This window comes from Bradyrhizobium sp. RT6a, assembly GCF_040547675.1.
Classification (GTDB): Bacteria; Pseudomonadota; Alphaproteobacteria; order Rhizobiales; family Xanthobacteraceae; genus Bradyrhizobium.
Genome location: NZ_JBEPQC010000008.1, coordinates 59,081 through 75,050 on the forward strand (window position 1 = coordinate 59,081; position 15,970 = coordinate 75,050).

Here is a 15,970-nt window from a genome sequence, read left to right on the forward strand (position 1 = left end):
AGGATGTTTGCTGGCTCTGAGCATCCGCCGGGACGGCCCGATCTCGCGAGCAGAATGATCGGCAATGATCCGCCGCGGCCGGCCCGCGCGGCCTGCCGCCGGGTGGCCAAGTGCGGTTTTGTGCTGGTTTGTCCGCCCTGCTAGGATGTCGTCCTGGAGCAGGGCCACGATGCAGACGCAGGACAAATTCGCCGACAAGCAGCTTTCGGACGAGCAGAGTCGCGAGATCGCGGAGACCATTCGCGAGGAGCTCGCCAGGCGCCGGATCTCCCGGCAGGCGCTGGCCGAGCAGGCCAAGCTCAGCCTGTCCACGCTGGAGAAGGTGCTCGGCGGCCGACGGCCGTTCACGCTGGCGACCACGGTGCGGCTGGAGCAGGCGCTGGGCGTCTCCCTGCGCAGAAGCTCCGCCATGGTGGCGCCCCCGGCCGCCAGCGATGTCGCGCCCGACAGCCTCGGCTCCTATGCCCATCGCGCGGTGACCTGGCTTGAGGACGTCTACATCACGCTGCGACCGTCGTTCGGCGACAAGGACGCGATCTTCGCCTACCGCACCGAGATCGTCTGGGAGCCGAAGGTCTCTTCACTGGTGTTCCGCGAGGGGGAGCGGACCGATGCCGCCTATGAACACACCGGCGAGGTCGCGGTGCCGCATCAGTCCGGCTTCATCTATCTCGTCATCATCAAGCATGGTCAGCATCGCGTGATCACGGTGTCGCGGCCGACGGTCGCCGGCGAGATGTACGGGATCATCTCGACGCTCCGCGCCGGCCCCGGCTCGCAGCTGACGCCGATCGCCGCGCCGATCGCCTATGTGCCGCTCAGGAATGTTCAGAAGCCGTCGCTGGGACGGATCGGGCCCGACGATGAAAACCACGCGTCGTATCGAAAGCACCTGCGCCGCACGGTCGAGGAGTCCTTCGCACTGTTCCTGCCGGGTTAGCACACAAAAGAATAGCGGCCTTTCGGCCGCTATTTTCGTCGAGGTCCGTGCGATCGTCGCGAGCTAGCCGCCCGTTTCGGCGCTGATGATGTCGCCGAACAGCTCCCACTGGCCTTTCTTGAACCGCCACATCTTGAGCTGCTCGATCGGCGCGAAGTCCGTTGCGGAGGTGTTGATCTTGATGCCCGGGATCAGGGTGTCGGGGACGAAGTCCTTGAGGCTCGCTGCCTGCTTCATCACATTCTCGCGGGTCAGATTGTCGCCCGCCTGCTTCAGCACCTGTACCATCGTCTGAGCCGCGGCATAGGCGTAAACCAGATTGGCGTCGGAAATATTTGCACCGGGCATGTACTTGTCGATGAAGACCATGAACTTCTTCATGCCCTCATCATCCTTCCACTGCGGATCCGAGGCATCCTTCAGATAGCCCGCCGACAGCACCCCTTCGGATGCCTCGAGGCCGGCCGGCTTCATCACCGCGCCGATCGACACCGAGACATCAGTCATGAGATGCATCGGCTTCCACTCAAGCTCCGCGATCTTCTTGATCGCCTGCGCCGCGAATTTCGGGGTCGCGATGTTCACGAAGACATCGGCGCCGGTGCCCTTGAGCTTGACGATATGAGCATCGATCGAGGGTTCCGACGTCTCGTAGCTCTCTTCGGCCACGATCATTTTCGATGCCTTCTCACCGAACACGTCCTTGATCCCGGCGAGGTAGTCTTTGCCGAAATCGTCGTTGGCATAGAAGATGGCAACCTTCCCGTCCGGCTTCTCCTTCAGAATATATTTGGCGAAGATCTGGGCTTCGACGCGGTAGCTGGGCTGGAAGCCCATGGTCCAGGGGAAGTTCTTCGGATCGTTCCACTTGCTGGCGCCCGTGGCAAGGAACAGCTGCGGCACCTTCTTGGCGTTTTGATATTTCTGCACAGCGGTCTGGGTCGGCGTGCCCAGCGCGTTGAACACCAGGAAGACCTCGTCGCTCTCGATCAGCTTGCGGATCTGCTCAACGGTCTTCGGCGGCGAATAGCCGTCATCGTAGGAGATCCAGTTGATCTTGCGGCCGTTGATGCCACCCTGATCGTTGATCATCTTGAAATAGGCTTCCTCGGTCTTGCCGATGACGCCGTAGGCGGAAGCCGGGCCGGAATAGGCCTCGACATTACCGATCTTGATCTCCGTGTCGGTGACGCCCGTGTCGTACGCTTTTTGAGCATGGGCGCTTTGGGTTGTGAGCAGCGCCAACGCCGTTGCTGCGGCAAGCAGGGGGAGTTTCTTGTTCATGAAAATTCCTTAAATCCCTTGAGGTTTCTTCTGGGTCGGAGCAGGCACGTCGAAAAAGAAAAGCGCCCACGAGAGGGCGCTTTGATCAGGCGTTGGCAGCTATCTTGTCGACTTCCGAGGCGCCTGAGAATTCCTTACGCAAGGTCGGCTTGTGGATCTTGCCGGTCGCGTTGCGGGGTAACGCATCGACGAAGCAGACCTGGCGTGGACATTTGAAGCGCGCGAGATTCGCCGCGCAGTGCGCGAAGACATCGGCCTCGGTCAACCGCTGGCCGGGCTTGATCGCGACGATGGCGAGGCCGACCTCGCCCCATTGCGCATCGGGAATGCCGATCACGGCGGCTTCCGCGATGGCGTTGAGCTGGTGCAGGACGTTCTCGACCTCGGCCGGATAGACGTTCTCGCCTCCGGAGATGTACATGTCCTTCCAGCGGTCGACGATGTAGTAAAAACCTTCCTCGTCGACGCGTGTCGCGTCGCCCGTGTGCAGCCAGCCATCGGTGAACGACGTCTTGTTCGCCTCCGGCCTGTTCCAGTAGCCGGGCGTGATGTTCGGTCCCTTAACCCAGAGTTCGCCGAGCTCGCCGACATCGGCGTCGCTGCCATCAGGGCGAACAATGCGCACTTCCGTGTGCAGCACCGGCTTGCCGGCGGAGCCGGCCTTCCGTGCCGCATCCTCGCGGTCGAGCACCAGCACGGCCGGCGAGGTCTCGGTCATGCCGTAGCCCTGCTGGAGTGCGACGCCGCGCGCCTCCCAGACCTTGAGCAGCGGCACCGGCATCGGTGCGCCGCCGACACCGCCGACGATCAGGCGACCGAGGTCGGTGGTCGCGAAGGCCGGGTGCTGTGCCATGAACTGGTAGATCGCGGGCACGCCGAAGAACACGTTGATGCCCTGCGCGGGATCATTGATCAGACCAAGCGCCGTACCGGGATCGAAGGCGCGCATGATCATCACGGTGCCGCCGGCATGCAGCACCGGATTGGTGTAGCAATTCAGGCCGCCGGTGTGGAACAGCGGCAGCACGGTGAGCAGCACCGACGAGGGCCCGATGCAGGCGGGGCCGCCGAGATTGACGCAATTCCAGAAGGTCATGCCATGGGTGATGGTGGCGCCCTTGGGATGGCCCGTGGTGCCGGAGGTGTACATGATGGTCGAGACATCATCGAGGGTAACCTCCTCGATTGTCTCAAGCAGCTTTGCGGCGGCGATACCGGCCTCGTAAGTCCCGCCGGGACCAAGCAGCAGGCTGGTCGCAATGCCGCAGAGCTTTGCGACGGCAAGCGCCGTTTCGGCGAGATCGGTGTCGTGGATCATCACCTTCGGGGCGCAATCGCCGGTGATGAACTGGAGCTCGGGAACGGTGAGGCGGGTGTTCAGCGGTACGAAGACCGCACCTAGCCGTCCGCAGGCGAATTGCACCTCCAGCGTATCGGTCGTGTTCAGTGCCAGCACCGCGACCCGCTCGCCGCGTGAGACTTTCAGCGTGTGGCGCAGGAATGACGCGAGACGCGAGATACGCGAATCGAGCTGCGCATAGGTGAAGCGGCGCTCGCTCGCGAGGTCGATCACCGCAATCTTGTTCGGCGTGCGGCGGCCATGGTGGGCGATCCAGTCATAGTAACGAACGGCCAAGAATTCCTCCCTCGGCGGACTTGTGCCGCCCGCGTCCCTATTGCCGTGCACCATGCCCGGCATGGCCCTGGGGCCAGCCGGAGTTTGTGCGCCACGTCTTTTTTGATCCGGAGTTGGCGCGCGCGCGGTGAAAATCGTCTTGCGTTGAGTTGCTAGAGCGGGCCTGCTCGGAGGGGAGCCCCGGCCAGCCACTCCGCGCAAGTGAGCCGCCAAGGTTCCGGCCATGGTGGACGAGACGAATCCGCCAGCAAGGCGAGAGTGCGATGATGAGCCCGTTCTATACCGCCGAGCATGACGCCTTTCGCGAGGTGATGCGCCGCTTCGTCGACAAGGAGATTGCGCCCTTCGCCCACGAGTGGGACGAGGCCGGCGAATTCCCGCGCGCGCTCTATCGCAAGGCGGCCGAGATCGGGCTCTTGGGGCTCGGATTCCCCGAGGAATATGGCGGGATCGCCGCCGACCAGTTCATGAAGATCGTCGCCAGCCAGGAGCTGGCGCGGGCTGGCGCCGGCGGCGTCAGCGCCAGCTTGATGAGCCATACGATCGGTTCGCCGCCGATCGCGCGGGCCGCGCGCGCCGAGGTTAAGGCGCGCGTGTTGCCTCAGGTGCTCAGCGGCGAAAAGATATCCGCGCTTGCGATCACCGAGCCGGGCGGCGGTTCTGACGTCGCGGGCCTCCGGACTAAGGCGCGGCGCGACGGCGATCACTACGTCGTGAGCGGTGAGAAGACCTTCATCACCTCCGGCATGCGCGCCGACTATCTGACCGTTGCGGTGCGCACCGGCGGTGAGGGCGCCGGCGGCGTCAGCCTGCTCCTGATCGAGGGGGATACGCCCGGCCTGTCGCGGACAAAGCTGAAGAAGATGGGCTGGTGGGCCTCTGACACCGCGACCCTGCATTTCGACGAGTGCCGCGTACCGGCGGAAAACCTGATTGGCGAGGAAGGCCAGGGCTTCAAGATCATCATGCAGAATTTCAACAGCGAGCGCATGGGCATGGCGGCGGGCTGCACCGCGTTCGCGCGCGTCTGCCTCGACGAGGCGATTGCCTATGCCAAGGAGCGCAAGACCTTTGGCAAGCCGCTCGCGCAGCACCAGGTGATCCGCCACAAGATCGTCGACATGGCGCAGAAAGTCGCCGCATCGCAAGCGATGCTGGAGATGCTGGCCTGGCGGCTGGAGCAGGGCGAAAGCCCGGTCGCCGAGATCTGCATGATGAAGAACCAGGCGACCCAGACGATGGCATTCTGCGCCTCTGAAGCCGTGCAGATTTTTGGCGGCGCGGGCTTCATGCGCGGCATCAAGGCCGAGCGCATCTACCGCGAGGTCAAGGTCAACGCCATCGGCGGCGGCACCGAGGAGATCATGAAAGATCTGGCCAGCCGGCAGATGGGGTTGTGACCTCGGTCGTTCCGGGGCGACGCGAAGCGTCGAACCCGGAATCTCGATATTGTAGGACTCATCTCTGGATTCCGGGTTCTCGCTTCGCGCGCCCCGGAATGACAAAGGGAAAGAAATGCTGTTTACCGCCGACCACGACGAGATCCGCCGTTCCCTACAAAAATTTATCGCCAACGAGATCAATCCTCATGTCGATGAATGGGAGAAGGCCGACATCTTCCCGGCGCACCAGCTGTTCAAGAAGATGGGCAGCCTCGGCTTTCTCGGGCTGAACAAGCCGGTCGAATTCGGCGGCTCCGGCCTCGACTATTCCTATGCGCTGATGATGGCGGAGGAACTGGGCGCCATTACCTGTGGCGGCGTGCCGATGGCGATCGGGGTGCAGACCGACATGGCGACGCCGGCGCTGGCGCGGTTCGGCTCGGACGAGGTGCGGCGCGAATTCCTGGCGCCCTCGATCTCCGGCGACTATGTGGCCTGCATCGGCGTCTCCGAGCCGGGCGCGAGTTCTGACGTCGCCTCGATCAAGACCAATGCGCGCTCCGACGGCGACGACTACGTCATCGATGGCGGCAAGATGTGGATCACCAACGGCACTCAGGCCGACTGGATCTGCCTGCTCGCCAATACGGGCGAAGGGCTCGTTCACCGCAACAAATCGTTGATCTGCGTGCCGATGAAGACCAAGGGCGTCACCATCGCGCGCAAGCTCGACAAGTTGGGCATGCGCTCCTCCGACACCGCGCAGATCTTCTTCGACAATGTCCGCGTGCCCAGACGCAACCGGATCGGCGAGGAGGGCAAGGGCTTCACCTACCAGATGATCCAATTCCAGGAGGAGCGGCTCTGGGGCGCGGCCGCCTGCCTGAAGGCGCACGAATACATCATCAACGAGACCATCGAATACACCCGAAACCGTAAGGCCTTCGGGAAGTCGATCCTCGACAACCAGGTCGTTCACTTCAAGCTCGCGGAGATGCAGACCGAGGTCGAGCTGTTGCGTGCACTGATCTACCGTGCTGGCGAGGCGCTGGTGGCGGGCGAGGATGTCACGAAACTTGCGACCATGGCCAAGCTGAAGGCCGGGAGACTCGGCCGCGAGCTTACCGACGCCTGCTTGCAATATTGGGGCGGAATGGGCTTTACCAACGAGACGCCGGTTAGCCGCGCCTATCGCGACAGCCGCCTGACATCGATTGGCGGCGGTGCCGACGAGGTCATGCTGATGGTCCTGTGCAAGATGATGGGCACGCTGCCCGGCAGCAAAGGAAATTCCTGATGATCACGCTCTATCACTGCGATGCTGCGCGTTCCTTCCGTCCGCTCTGGATGCTGGAGGAGATGGGGCTTCCCTACGAATTGAAGATGCTGCCGTTCCCGCCGCGGGTCTTTGCGAAGGAATACCTCGCGCTCAATCCGTTGGGCACGATTCCTTTCATGGTCGATGGCGAGACCAGGATGACGGAATCGTCCGGCATCTGCCACTATCTCGGTGTCAGGCATGGACCGACACCACTGATGGTCGGGCCGGAAGATCCCGCCTATGGCGCGTTTCTGAACTGGATGTATTTCAGTGACGCCACGTTAACCTTCCCGCAGACGCTAGTGCTCCGATATACCCAGCTCGAGCCGGAAGAGCGCCGCAATCCGCAGGTCGCCGGCGACTATGCCAAATGGTTCTTGGGCCGGCTGCGCGCCGTGGAGGCAGCGACCGCAAATACCGAGGCCTTGTGCGCCGGCCGCTTCACTGCCGCCGACATCGTGATCGGCTACGCGCTCCGCCTCGCCGACAATATCGGGCTTGCCAAGGATTTTGGGCCAAATGTCGCAGCCTATTGGGCGCGCTTGCAGCAGCGCGATGGTTTCAAGCGCGCGGTTGCTGCGGAGCAACAGGCCGGCCTCGAGCAGAACGTGGCGCCAAGGGTGAGGGCTTAAGACTGGTCGTCCCGGCCCCCGTGCGCAATTGCGCACTAGGCCGGGACGGCGTTAGTTGAAGAGTTCCGGGCCCTCCCGCCATCCGTCCCGGAGTGCCGACCTTTTGCGCTTCATGATAGCGCTATCCCGCCGTGACAGCGCCCAGATTTCCGCTAAGGTGACCTCCGTCCGCAGCGGCCAAAGAGCCGCGCGAGGAGGATCCCAATGGAAGATAACGGTCGCGAATCCGACCATTTGATGCTGATCACGCCGGAGCGGGTATTCTATGCCGGCCTGCTCGGCCGCCCCCGCAAGCGGACGCCCGGCTGCTGCCATGTCTATGTCGCGGTGAAGGGCAGCCTGCATCTCACGATCGACGATGCTCTCGCCACCGGCGAGCTGTTCGTCACCCTGCCAAACCAGCGGCATTCCATTGCCAGCGATTACCGCACCGCGATCAGCGTAACGCTGGAGCCGGAGAGCATGCCCGATGGCGTGATCGAGGTCCTGGCCGAGCGGCTCACCGGACCCGACAGGACGGTCTATGCCCGCAAGATCCTTGCCGCCTACACGCTGCTGCGCCAGCGCCGCTACGGCGACATCACCACTGCCGAATTCGACGAGATGTGTTTTGCCGAAGCGCTGCCGCGCCGCGTGCTCGACCCCCGCGTGACGCGTGCGGTCGCCCGTATCGGCCGCTTCACAGGTGAGCCCGTGACGGCGGACACATGCGCGGCGGACGCCGGACTTTCCGCTTCGCGTTTCCTGCATCTGTTCAAGGAAGAGACCGGCATCTCGTTTCGCTCCTTCCGCGCCTGGAAACGCGCGCGGCATCTGCTGCACTTCGCCAACCAGGACCTCAACCTCGCCCATCTCGCGCAAGACATCGGCTATCCCGACAGCACCCATTTCAGCCACTCGATCCGCCGGTTCTATGGACTGAAGCCCCGCGCGATCTTCGTCGGCTCGCGCGATCTTGCGATTTATCGCAGCAGCGAGACGGTGAGGCTGGCGGAGGCGAGCTGATATCCTTCGTAGGGTGGATTAGCCGAAGGCGTAATCCACCAACTGTGCCTCCAAGGAAGCTCAAGAGGTGGGTTACGCCTTCGGCTAACCCACCCCACGGCATCTCGCTTTCCAGCTTCTCCGCGCAAGAAGCCGCATGCCGCCCATCACATGATCGCAAACGTTGAATTGTCAACGTGCGAGATATTCAAGGCATGAGCGACAAGGCCGTCATCACCTGCGCGCTGAACGGCGTGCTCACCGACCCGAAGCAGCACAATGTGCCCGTAACGCCCGAGCAGATGGCGCGCGAGGCCAAGGCTGCGTTCGATGCCGGCGCGTCCATCATGCACATCCATCTGCGCCAGCAGGCGCCGGACAAGGGGCATCTGCCGTCCTGGGAGGTCAGCGTCAGCAAGGAGATCCAGCAGGCGATCCGCGAAGCCTGCCCCGGCGTGATCATCAATCACACCTCCGGCGTCTCCGGGCCGAACTACAGCGGCGCCTTGGATTGCATCCGCGAGACCAGGCCGGAGATCGCGGCCTGCAATGCCGGCTCGCTCAACTATCTGAAGGTGAAGGCCGACAACAGCTGGGCCTGGCCGCCGATGATGTTCGACAACGCGGTCGAGAAGGTGAAGGACTATCTCGACGTCATGAACGCGGTCGGCACTATCCCCGAATTTGAATGTTTTGACGTCGGCATCGTCCGCTGTGTCGGCATGTACCGCCAGGTCGGCATGTACAAGGGCCCGCTCGAATATAATTTCGTGATGGGCGTCGCCTCCGGCATGCCGTCGGATCCCGATCTGCTGCCGATCCTGATCAAGCTGAAGTGTCCCGAGGCGCAGTTTCAGGTCACCGCGATCGGTCGCGAAGAGATCTGGCCGCTGCACCAGCGTTGCGCCGAGCTCGGCGGCCATCTGCGCACCGGTCTCGAGGATGCCTTCTATCTCGCCGACGGCAAGAAGGTGACGTCGAACGGCCAGCTGATCGAGGCCATCGCCGCCTGCGCCCGCCGTGCGGGTCGCGAGATCGCGAGCCCGGCGGAAGCGCGGAAGATTTTTGGGACGAATCGCTGAATGTAGCCCCAGCCGTCATTGCGAGCGAAGCGAAGCAATCCAGAATCTTTCCATGAATGCAGTCTGGATTGCTTCGTCGCTCCGCTCCTCGCAATGACGGGTAGGAAATAATCATGTCCATTCTCGAAAGCACCATTTCCCCCGGCAGCGCCGCCTACCGCGCCAACCGCGACGGCATGCTTGGCCTGATCGACCGCATGCGCGCGCTGGAAGAGCGTACGCGCGCGGCGTCGGCCGCGGCGAAAGACCGATTCCACAAGCGCGGCCAGCTGTTGCCGCGCGAACGCGTCGCGCTGGTGCTCGATCCCGGCGCGCCCTTCATCGAGCTGTCCACGCTCGCCGGCTACATGTTCGACGTATCGGATCCGGACAAAAGCGTGCCCGGCGGCGGCGTCATCGCCGGCATCGGCTTCGTCTCGGGCATCCGCTGCATGGTCAGCGCCAACGATTCCGGCATCGATGCCGGCGCGCTTCAGCCTTATGGTCTCGACAAGACGCTGCGGGTGCAGGAGCTCGCGCTGGAGAACAAGCTGCCTTACGTCCAGTTGGTCGAAAGCGCCGGCGCCAATCTCCTGCGTTACCGCGTCGAAGACTTCGTCCGTGGCGGCAACATCTTTCGCAATCTCGCGCGGCTCTCGGCGGCCGGGCTGCCCGTCGTCACCGTGACGCATGGCTCTTCGACCGCTGGCGGCGCCTATCAGACCGGCCTGTCCGACTACATCGTCATGGTCCGCGGCCGCACCCGCGCCTTCCTTGCCGGGCCGCCGCTGCTGAAGGCCGCAACCGGCGAGATCGCGACCGAGGAGGAACTTGGCGGCGCCGAGATGCACACGCAGGTTTCCGGCCTCGGCGACTATCTCGCCGAGGACGACCGCGACGCCTTGCGCATCGCGCGCGAGATCATGACGGCGCTGGAATGGGAGCGGCCGGACCAGGGAGCTGCGCAATACAAGCCGCCGCGCTACGATCAGGACGAGCTGCTCGGCATCATGCCGATGGACCACAAGCGCTCCGTGGACATGAAGCAGGTCATCGCGCGCATCGTCGACGATTCCGATTTCACCGAGATGGCGCCGAACTACGGCCCGGCGACCGTCTGCGGCCACGCCCGCATCGAGGGCCGGGCCATCGGCATCATCACCAACAACGGCCCGCTCGATCCGGCGGGTGCAAACAAGGCGACGCATTTCATCCAGGCGTGCTGCCAGACCCGCACGCCATTGCTGTATCTGAACAACACCACCGGCTACATGGTCGGCAAATCCTACGAAGAAGCCGGCATGATCAAGCACGGCTCCAAGATGATCCAGGCGGTGACGTCGGCGACGGTGCCGCAGATCACCATCTATTGCGGCGCCTCGTTCGGTGCCGGCAATTACGGCATGTGCGGGCGTGGCTTCCATCCCCGCTTCTGCTTCTCCTGGCCCAACGCCAAGACGGCCGTGATGGGCGGTGAGCAGGCCGCCGAGACCATGGCGATCGTCACCGAAGCCGCAGCAGCTCGTCGGGGCAAGCCGGTCGAGAAAGGAAAGCTCGATGCCATGAAGGCGCAGATCGTTGGCGTGTTCGACGGCCAGATGGACGTGTTCTCGACCAGCGCCCGCGTGCTCGACGACGGCGTGATCGATCCGCGCGACACCCGCGCGGTGCTCTCGGAAGTGCTCGCGATCTGCCGCGAGGGCGATGCGCGTACACCCCAACGTATGCAGTTTTCGGTGGCTCGCCCATGAGGAACGGATCAGTGCAGCACCGACCGTTCTTCAAGGTCCTGATCGCTAATCGCGGCGAGATCGCGCTACGCGTGATGCGCAGCGCGCGGAAGCTCGGGCTCGGCGTCGTCGCGGTCTATTCGGATGCGGATCGCGATGCGCTTCATGTGCAACAGGCCGACCAGGCCGTGCGCATCGGCGAAGCGCTGCCGGCGCAATCCTATCTCAACATCGCCGCGATCATCGCGGCCGCAAAGGCCAGTGGCGCGGATGCCGTTCATCCCGGCTATGGCTTCCTCGCCGAAAACGAGGATTTTGCGCAAGCCTGCAAGGATGCCGGGCTCGTCTTCATTGGCCCCTCGCCGCAGGCGATCGAGTCGATGGGCAACAAGGCCGGTGCCAAGGAGATCATGAAAAAGGCCGGCGTGCCCGTCGTGCCGGGCTATCAGGGCGCCGACCAGGGCGACGAGGTGATGCTCGTGGAGGCCAAGAAGATCGGCTTTCCCGTGATGATCAAGGCGGTCGCCGGCGGCGGTGGGCGCGGGATGCGGCTCGTGGTGGATGCGAATTCGTTCCCCGATGCACTGCGTAGCGCTCGGTCCGAGGCGAAGGCGGCGTTTGGCGATCCGACGGTGATCCTCGAACGCGCCATCCAGAATCCCCGTCACATCGAGATTCAGGTATTTGGCGACAGCCATGGCAATGCCATCCATCTTGGCGAGCGCGACTGCTCGGTGCAGCGGCGTCACCAGAAGCTGATCGAGGAGGCACCGTCGCCCGCGGTGACGCCGGAACTGCGCGGAAAGATGGGCGAGGTCGCGGTCGCCGCGGTGAAGGCGCTGCGCTACGAGGGGGCCGGCACGCTCGAATTTCTGCTCGATACGAGCGGCGCGTTCTACTTCATGGAAATGAACACGCGACTCCAGGTCGAGCATCCCGTGACCGAAGCGATCACCGGGCTTGATCTCGTGGAATTGCAGCTGCGCGTCGCGCGCGGCGAGCCATTGCCGGTGAAGCAGCAGGATATTCGCTTCACCGGCCACGCCATCGAGGTGCGGCTGTGCTCCGAGGATGCCGCGCATGATTTCATGCCGCAGTCCGGGCGCATGGCGCGCTGGCAGGTGCCGGATGGCGTCCGAGTCGAGCATGCGCTGCAATCGGGCTCCGAGATTCCGCCGTTCTACGATTCCATGATCGCCAAGGTGATCGCCCATGGCGCGACCCGCGAAGAGGCGAGGGGGCGGCTGATCGTCGGCCTGGAGCAACTGACCGGATTCGGTGTGACCACCAATCAGGCCTTCCTGATGTCGTGCTTGCGTCATCCCGGCTTCGCCAAAGGCGAGGCGACCACGGCATTCATTGGTGCGCATCGCGACGAGTTGCTGGCGTGGCGCGCGGACGCCGCATTCGATATGGCTTTGGCCGGCCTGCTGCTCTACGTCACGAACCCGCAGGCACCGGCTTGGCGCCGCGGACGGAGCCTCGCGGCAACGTTCCCGCTGCCTGCGAAGATCGAGATCGCAGGCCAGGCGTATGAGTTGGAAGTCTGGCGCGAACGCGATGGCGGCTACACTGTTGCCATCGACGGCCGGGAGGATAAGTTCGAGATCGATCAGCTCGATTTCGACGCGATCCGCTTCCGCCATGACGGCGTGATGGACAGCGCCAAATTCCTGCGCGATGGCGACCGGCTCCACCTCCAGCGCCGCGGCATCCCGCTCGCGGCGACCGATCTCACGCTGGCCGCGCCGAAGGCCGCCGCAAGCAACGGCGGCGATGGCAAGGTTCGCGCCGCCATGAACGGTCGCGTCGTTGCCGTCCTGGTCAAGCCCGGCGACCGCGTCACCGCCGGTCAGCCGGTGATGACGCTGGAAGCGATGAAGATGGAGCACGTCCACAAGGCCGGCATCGACGGCGTGGTCGCCGCGATCGACGTCGCCGAGGGCGAGCAGGTCACGACGGGGAAGATCGTGGCGGAGATCGGGGCGGGGTAGGGCGGCAAGCGTAGCTATCGTAGGGTGGGCGAAGGCGCGCAGCGCCGTGCCCACCATCGTGCGGCGATTGCGATTGAATGGTGGGCACGCTTCGCTTTGCCCACCCTACGACATCGCATTTGGTCGCCCCGTCCCGTCGTTCAGCAGGCACGCCACCTGGTGCCCGTCGCCCGCATCCACCAGCGCCGGCCGTTCCGTCCTGCATCGCTCCATCGCAAACCGGCAGCGGGTGTGAAACGCGCATCCCGGCGGCGGATTGACCGGGCTTGGCACGTCGCCGTCCACCAGCGGCACGAGCTTTTTGGCGAGCGGGTTGGCGACCGGCACCGAGGCGAGCAGAGCCTGCGTGTAGGGATGGCGCGGATTTGCAAACAGCTCGTCCTTGTCGGCAATCTCGACGATGCGACCGAGATACATCACGGCGACGCGGTGACTGATATGGGCGACCACCGCGAGGTCATGCGCGATGAAGAGATAGGAGAAGCCGTGCTCGCGTTGCAGGTCGATCAGGAGGTTGATCACCTGCGCCTGGATCGAGACGTCGAGCGCGGAGACCGGCTCGTCGCAGACGATCAGCCGAGGCCCGAGCGCCAGCGCGCGGGCGATGCAGATGCGCTGGCGCTGGCCGCCGGAGAATTGGTGCGGGAAGTTGCGCATCTGGTCGGGCCGCAAGCCGACTTGTTCGAACAGGTTTGCGGTACGCGCCTCCAGCGCTTTGCCGGTCGCGAGCCCGTGCACGAACAGCGGCTCGCCGACGATGTCACCGGCAGTCATGCGCGGGTTGAGCGAGGCGAACGGATCCTGGAACACGATCTGCATCGAACGGCGGTGCGGCCGCAGCGCGGACTTGGAGAGGTGGGTGATGTCCTCGCCTTCGAGGCGGATCTGGCCCGAGGTCGGCTCGACCAGCCGCAGCACGCTCCGCGCCACCGTCGACTTGCCGCAGCCGGATTCGCCGACAAGGCCCAGCGTTTCGCCGACACCCACCGAGAACGAGACGCCGTCGACCGCATGCACTGTGCCGATTTGTCGGCGCAACACACCGGCGCGCACCGGATAGTGCTTCCTGAGATCGGTGACTTCGAGCAGCGCCTCGGTCATGCCACCTCCGCAATCTCGGCCGCGCGCCAGCATGCAGCGAGATGGCCACCGCCCCAATCGATGAGTGGCGGATATTCGGCCTCACAGCGTTTGATCGCGAGCTTGCAGCGCGGCGCGAACGCGCAACCCTTCGGCAGTCGCACCAGCGACGGCACCGTACCCGGAATTTCGTTCAGCCGCGCCTGGGCGGCGACGCCCGGCGCCGGCACCGCCGGGATCGAGGCCATCAGCCCGCGCGTGTAGGGATGCTTTGGCGCGGCGAACAGTGCCTCGACGCTGGCTTCCTCGACCTTTCGTCCCGCATACATCACGATGACGCGCTGCGCGGTCTGCGCGACGACGCCGAGATCATGCGTGATCAGCACGAGCCCGGTGCCGAGCTCTTTCTGCAGGTCCAGGATCAGCGCCAGGATCTGCGCCTGGATGGTGACGTCGAGCGCGGTCGTGGGCTCGTCCGCGATCAGCAGCGCCGGCCGGCACGCCAGCGCCATGGCAATCATGGCGCGCTGGCGCATCCCGCCGGACAGTTGATGCGGATATTCTCGCGCGCGCCGGGCCGGTTCGGGAATGCGCACCAGGCGCAGCATCTCGATCGCGATGTCCCGGGCCTCCTTGCTTGACATGTTCCGGTGAAGCCGCACGGCCTCGACGATCTGGTCGCCGATCCGCATCACCGGATTGAGCGAGGTCATCGGCTCCTGGAAGATCATCGAGATGCGGTTGCCCCTGACGGCGCGCATCTCTGCTTCGTCCAGCGTCAGAAGATCGGTTCCTTCGAGCGTGACGGAGCCGCCGACGATGCGGCCGGGCGGATCCGGCACCAGCCGCATCAGCGATAGTGCGGTGACGCTCTTGCCACAGCCGGATTCCCCGACGATCGCCAGCGTCTCGCCGCGCTTCACCGTGAAGGAAACATCGTCAACGGCCTTGAACAGACCGGAGTTGGTGAAGAACACCGTCTTCAGGTTCTTCACTTCGAGCACGAGATCGGATTTGTCAGCCATCAGCCGCGCTGCCGGGGATCGAGGATGTCGCGCAAGGCGTCGCCGAACAGATTGGCGCCGAACACCGCGAGGCTGATGGCGATGCCGGGGAAGATCACCAGCCAGGGCGCCGTGCGGACATATTCGGCGGCCGATTCAGAGAGCATGCGGCCCCACGACGGGTACGGCTCGGGAATGCCGAGGCCGAGGAAGGAAAGCGAGGCCTCAGTGAGGATGGTCGAGCCGAGCTGGGCCGTCGCAAGCACGATCAGCGGTGCTAGTGTGTTCGGCAGCACGTGACGCAGTGCGATGCGCACCTCGCTCATGCCGATCGACTTGGCCGCCTCGATGAACGGCAGCTCGCGCAGCGCCAGCGTGTTGGCGCGGATGACGCGCGAGACGGTCGGGATCAGCGGAATGGCGATCGCGATGATGACGTTCGGCAAGGACGGTCCAAGCGCTGCGGTCATGATCAGGGCCAGCACCAGCAGCGGCAGCGCCTGGAGGACGTCGGAGACGCGCTGGAACACGAGATCGACCCAGCCGGAGAGATAGCCGGAGGTGAGGCCGACGATCACGCCGATGCTGCCGCCGAGCGCCGTCGAGCCGATGCCGACCGCGAGCGAGATCCGCGCGCCATGAATGATGCGGCTGAAGACATCGCGGCCGAAAGAATCCGTGCCCATCCAGTGTGCCAGGCTTGGGCGCGCCAGTGCCCGGGCGGCGTCGATCGTCAGCGGATCGTAGCGCGCGATGAAGTCGGCGAAGATCGCGGTGAACACGAACAGGGTCATGATGACGAGCCCGGCCGCACCCAGCACATGCCGCTGCGCCAAAAACAGCACGCGCCGCCAGCCGACGGTCGCGTGCGCCCCGGCGCGCCTCAGTTCAACGTCGTAGTCGATCGCAGCCAAGCGCCTCT

Annotated in this window: 13 protein-coding genes; 8 read left to right on the forward strand and 5 right to left on the reverse strand. The window is 64.4% G+C overall.

Annotated features, from left to right (window positions below; all coding sequences use genetic code 11):
• Window positions 1-169 precede the first annotated feature (169 nt).
• Entirely contained in the window at window positions 170-940 is a 771-nt protein-coding gene (locus tag ABIC03_RS31190) for a helix-turn-helix transcriptional regulator (RefSeq protein ID WP_354063787.1), read from the forward strand.
• Window positions 941-1,003: 63 nt separating this feature from the next.
• Here the strand turns inward: ABIC03_RS31190 and ABIC03_RS31195 are convergent, their stop codons facing one another.
• Together ABIC03_RS31195 and ABIC03_RS31200 are read right to left on the reverse strand one after the other, a co-directional pair.
• Complete coding sequence (locus ABIC03_RS31195; RefSeq protein ID WP_275168541.1) at window positions 1,004-2,224, reverse strand: ABC transporter substrate-binding protein; 1,221 nt, start codon at window positions 2,222-2,224, stop codon at window positions 1,004-1,006.
• An 85-nt stretch (window positions 2,225-2,309) separates the two neighbouring features.
• Window positions 2,310-3,860 carry an acyl-CoA synthetase gene (locus ABIC03_RS31200; protein ID WP_354063789.1) on the reverse strand — a complete coding sequence of 517 codons (1,551 nt, stop codon included), beginning with the start codon at window positions 3,858-3,860 and terminating at the stop codon, window positions 2,310-2,312.
• 263 nt (window positions 3,861-4,123) lie between these two features.
• Here ABIC03_RS31200 and ABIC03_RS31205 point away from each other — a divergent pair, with 263 nt between their 5' ends.
• The 7 genes from ABIC03_RS31205 (at window position 4,124) to ABIC03_RS31235 (ending at window position 12,964) form a co-directional block, all read left to right on the forward strand.
• Window positions 4,124-5,260 carry an acyl-CoA dehydrogenase family protein gene (locus ABIC03_RS31205; RefSeq protein WP_354063793.1) on the forward strand — a complete coding sequence of 379 codons (1,137 nt, stop codon included), beginning with the start codon at window positions 4,124-4,126 and terminating at the stop codon, window positions 5,258-5,260.
• Window positions 5,261-5,375: 115 nt separating this feature from the next.
• Window positions 5,376-6,539 (forward strand): acyl-CoA dehydrogenase family protein, encoded by a 1,164-nt coding sequence (locus tag ABIC03_RS31210; RefSeq protein ID WP_354063795.1) that lies wholly within the window; start codon window positions 5,376-5,378, stop codon window positions 6,537-6,539.
• On the forward strand, window positions 6,539-7,195 hold the full coding sequence (locus tag ABIC03_RS31215) for a glutathione S-transferase family protein (RefSeq protein WP_354063797.1): 657 nt from the start codon (window positions 6,539-6,541) through the stop codon (window positions 7,193-7,195). Before ABIC03_RS31210 ends, ABIC03_RS31215 begins: the two co-directional genes overlap by 1 nt.
• Window positions 7,196-7,399: 204 nt before the next feature.
• Entirely contained in the window at window positions 7,400-8,200 is an 801-nt protein-coding gene (locus ABIC03_RS31220; protein WP_354063799.1) for a helix-turn-helix domain-containing protein, read from the forward strand.
• A gap of 194 nt (window positions 8,201-8,394) precedes the next feature.
• The gene (locus ABIC03_RS31225; protein WP_354063801.1) at window positions 8,395-9,261 is read left to right on the forward strand and encodes a beta-keto acid cleavage family enzyme; all 867 of its coding nucleotides are present in this window, start codon (window positions 8,395-8,397) and stop codon (window positions 9,259-9,261) included.
• 113 nt (window positions 9,262-9,374) lie between these two features.
• Window positions 9,375-10,991 carry an acyl-CoA carboxylase subunit beta gene (locus ABIC03_RS31230; RefSeq protein ID WP_354063803.1) on the forward strand — a complete coding sequence of 539 codons (1,617 nt, stop codon included), beginning with the start codon at window positions 9,375-9,377 and terminating at the stop codon, window positions 10,989-10,991.
• Window positions 10,988-12,964: an acetyl-CoA carboxylase biotin carboxylase subunit gene (locus tag ABIC03_RS31235; RefSeq protein WP_354063805.1), complete on the forward strand. Its 1,977-nt coding sequence runs from the start codon at window positions 10,988-10,990 to the stop codon at window positions 12,962-12,964. Before ABIC03_RS31230 ends, ABIC03_RS31235 begins: the two co-directional genes overlap by 4 nt.
• Window positions 12,965-13,069: 105 nt before the next feature.
• Here ABIC03_RS31235 and ABIC03_RS31240 read toward each other — a convergent pair whose 3' ends face one another.
• Genes ABIC03_RS31240 through ABIC03_RS31250 form a run of 3 tightly spaced genes read right to left on the reverse strand, consistent with a single transcriptional unit; the run spans window position 13,070 to window position 15,962 of the window.
• Window positions 13,070-14,065, reverse strand: a complete 996-nt coding sequence (locus ABIC03_RS31240; RefSeq protein ID WP_354063807.1) for an ABC transporter ATP-binding protein — start codon at window positions 14,063-14,065, stop codon at window positions 13,070-13,072.
• A complete protein-coding gene (locus ABIC03_RS31245) occupies window positions 14,062-15,069 on the reverse strand; it encodes an ABC transporter ATP-binding protein (protein WP_354063809.1) in 1,008 nt (335 codons plus the stop codon). Before ABIC03_RS31245 ends, ABIC03_RS31240 begins: the two co-directional genes overlap by 4 nt.
• On the reverse strand, window positions 15,069-15,962 hold the full coding sequence (locus tag ABIC03_RS31250; RefSeq protein ID WP_018455966.1) for an ABC transporter permease: 894 nt from the start codon (window positions 15,960-15,962) through the stop codon (window positions 15,069-15,071). The genes ABIC03_RS31245 and ABIC03_RS31250 overlap by 1 nt, the downstream gene beginning before the upstream one ends.
• Window positions 15,963-15,970: the final 8 nt, after the last annotated feature.

Bases quoted from the DNA above. Each gene is read 5' to 3' on its own strand.
- ABIC03_RS31230 (WP_354063803.1), top strand. From the start codon at position 9,375: ATGTCCATTCTCGAAAGCACCATTTCCCCCGGCAGCGCCGCCTACCGC.
- ABIC03_RS31205 (WP_354063793.1), top strand. From the start codon at position 4,124: ATGATGAGCCCGTTCTATACCGCCGAGCATGACGCCTTTCGCGAGGTG.
- ABIC03_RS31215 (WP_354063797.1), top strand. From the start codon at position 6,539: ATGATCACGCTCTATCACTGCGATGCTGCGCGTTCCTTCCGTCCGCTC.
- ABIC03_RS31190 (WP_354063787.1), top strand. From the start codon at position 170: ATGCAGACGCAGGACAAATTCGCCGACAAGCAGCTTTCGGACGAGCAG.
- ABIC03_RS31225 (WP_354063801.1), top strand. From the start codon at position 8,395: ATGAGCGACAAGGCCGTCATCACCTGCGCGCTGAACGGCGTGCTCACC.
- ABIC03_RS31240 (WP_354063807.1), bottom strand. From the start codon at position 14,065: ATGACCGAGGCGCTGCTCGAAGTCACCGATCTCAGGAAGCACTATCCG.
- ABIC03_RS31220 (WP_354063799.1), top strand. From the start codon at position 7,400: ATGGAAGATAACGGTCGCGAATCCGACCATTTGATGCTGATCACGCCG.
- ABIC03_RS31210 (WP_354063795.1), top strand. From the start codon at position 5,376: ATGCTGTTTACCGCCGACCACGACGAGATCCGCCGTTCCCTACAAAAA.
- ABIC03_RS31235 (WP_354063805.1), top strand. From the start codon at position 10,988: ATGAGGAACGGATCAGTGCAGCACCGACCGTTCTTCAAGGTCCTGATC.
- ABIC03_RS31195 (WP_275168541.1), bottom strand. From the start codon at position 2,224: ATGAACAAGAAACTCCCCCTGCTTGCCGCAGCAACGGCGTTGGCGCTG.
- ABIC03_RS31245 (WP_354063809.1), bottom strand. From the start codon at position 15,069: ATGGCTGACAAATCCGATCTCGTGCTCGAAGTGAAGAACCTGAAGACG.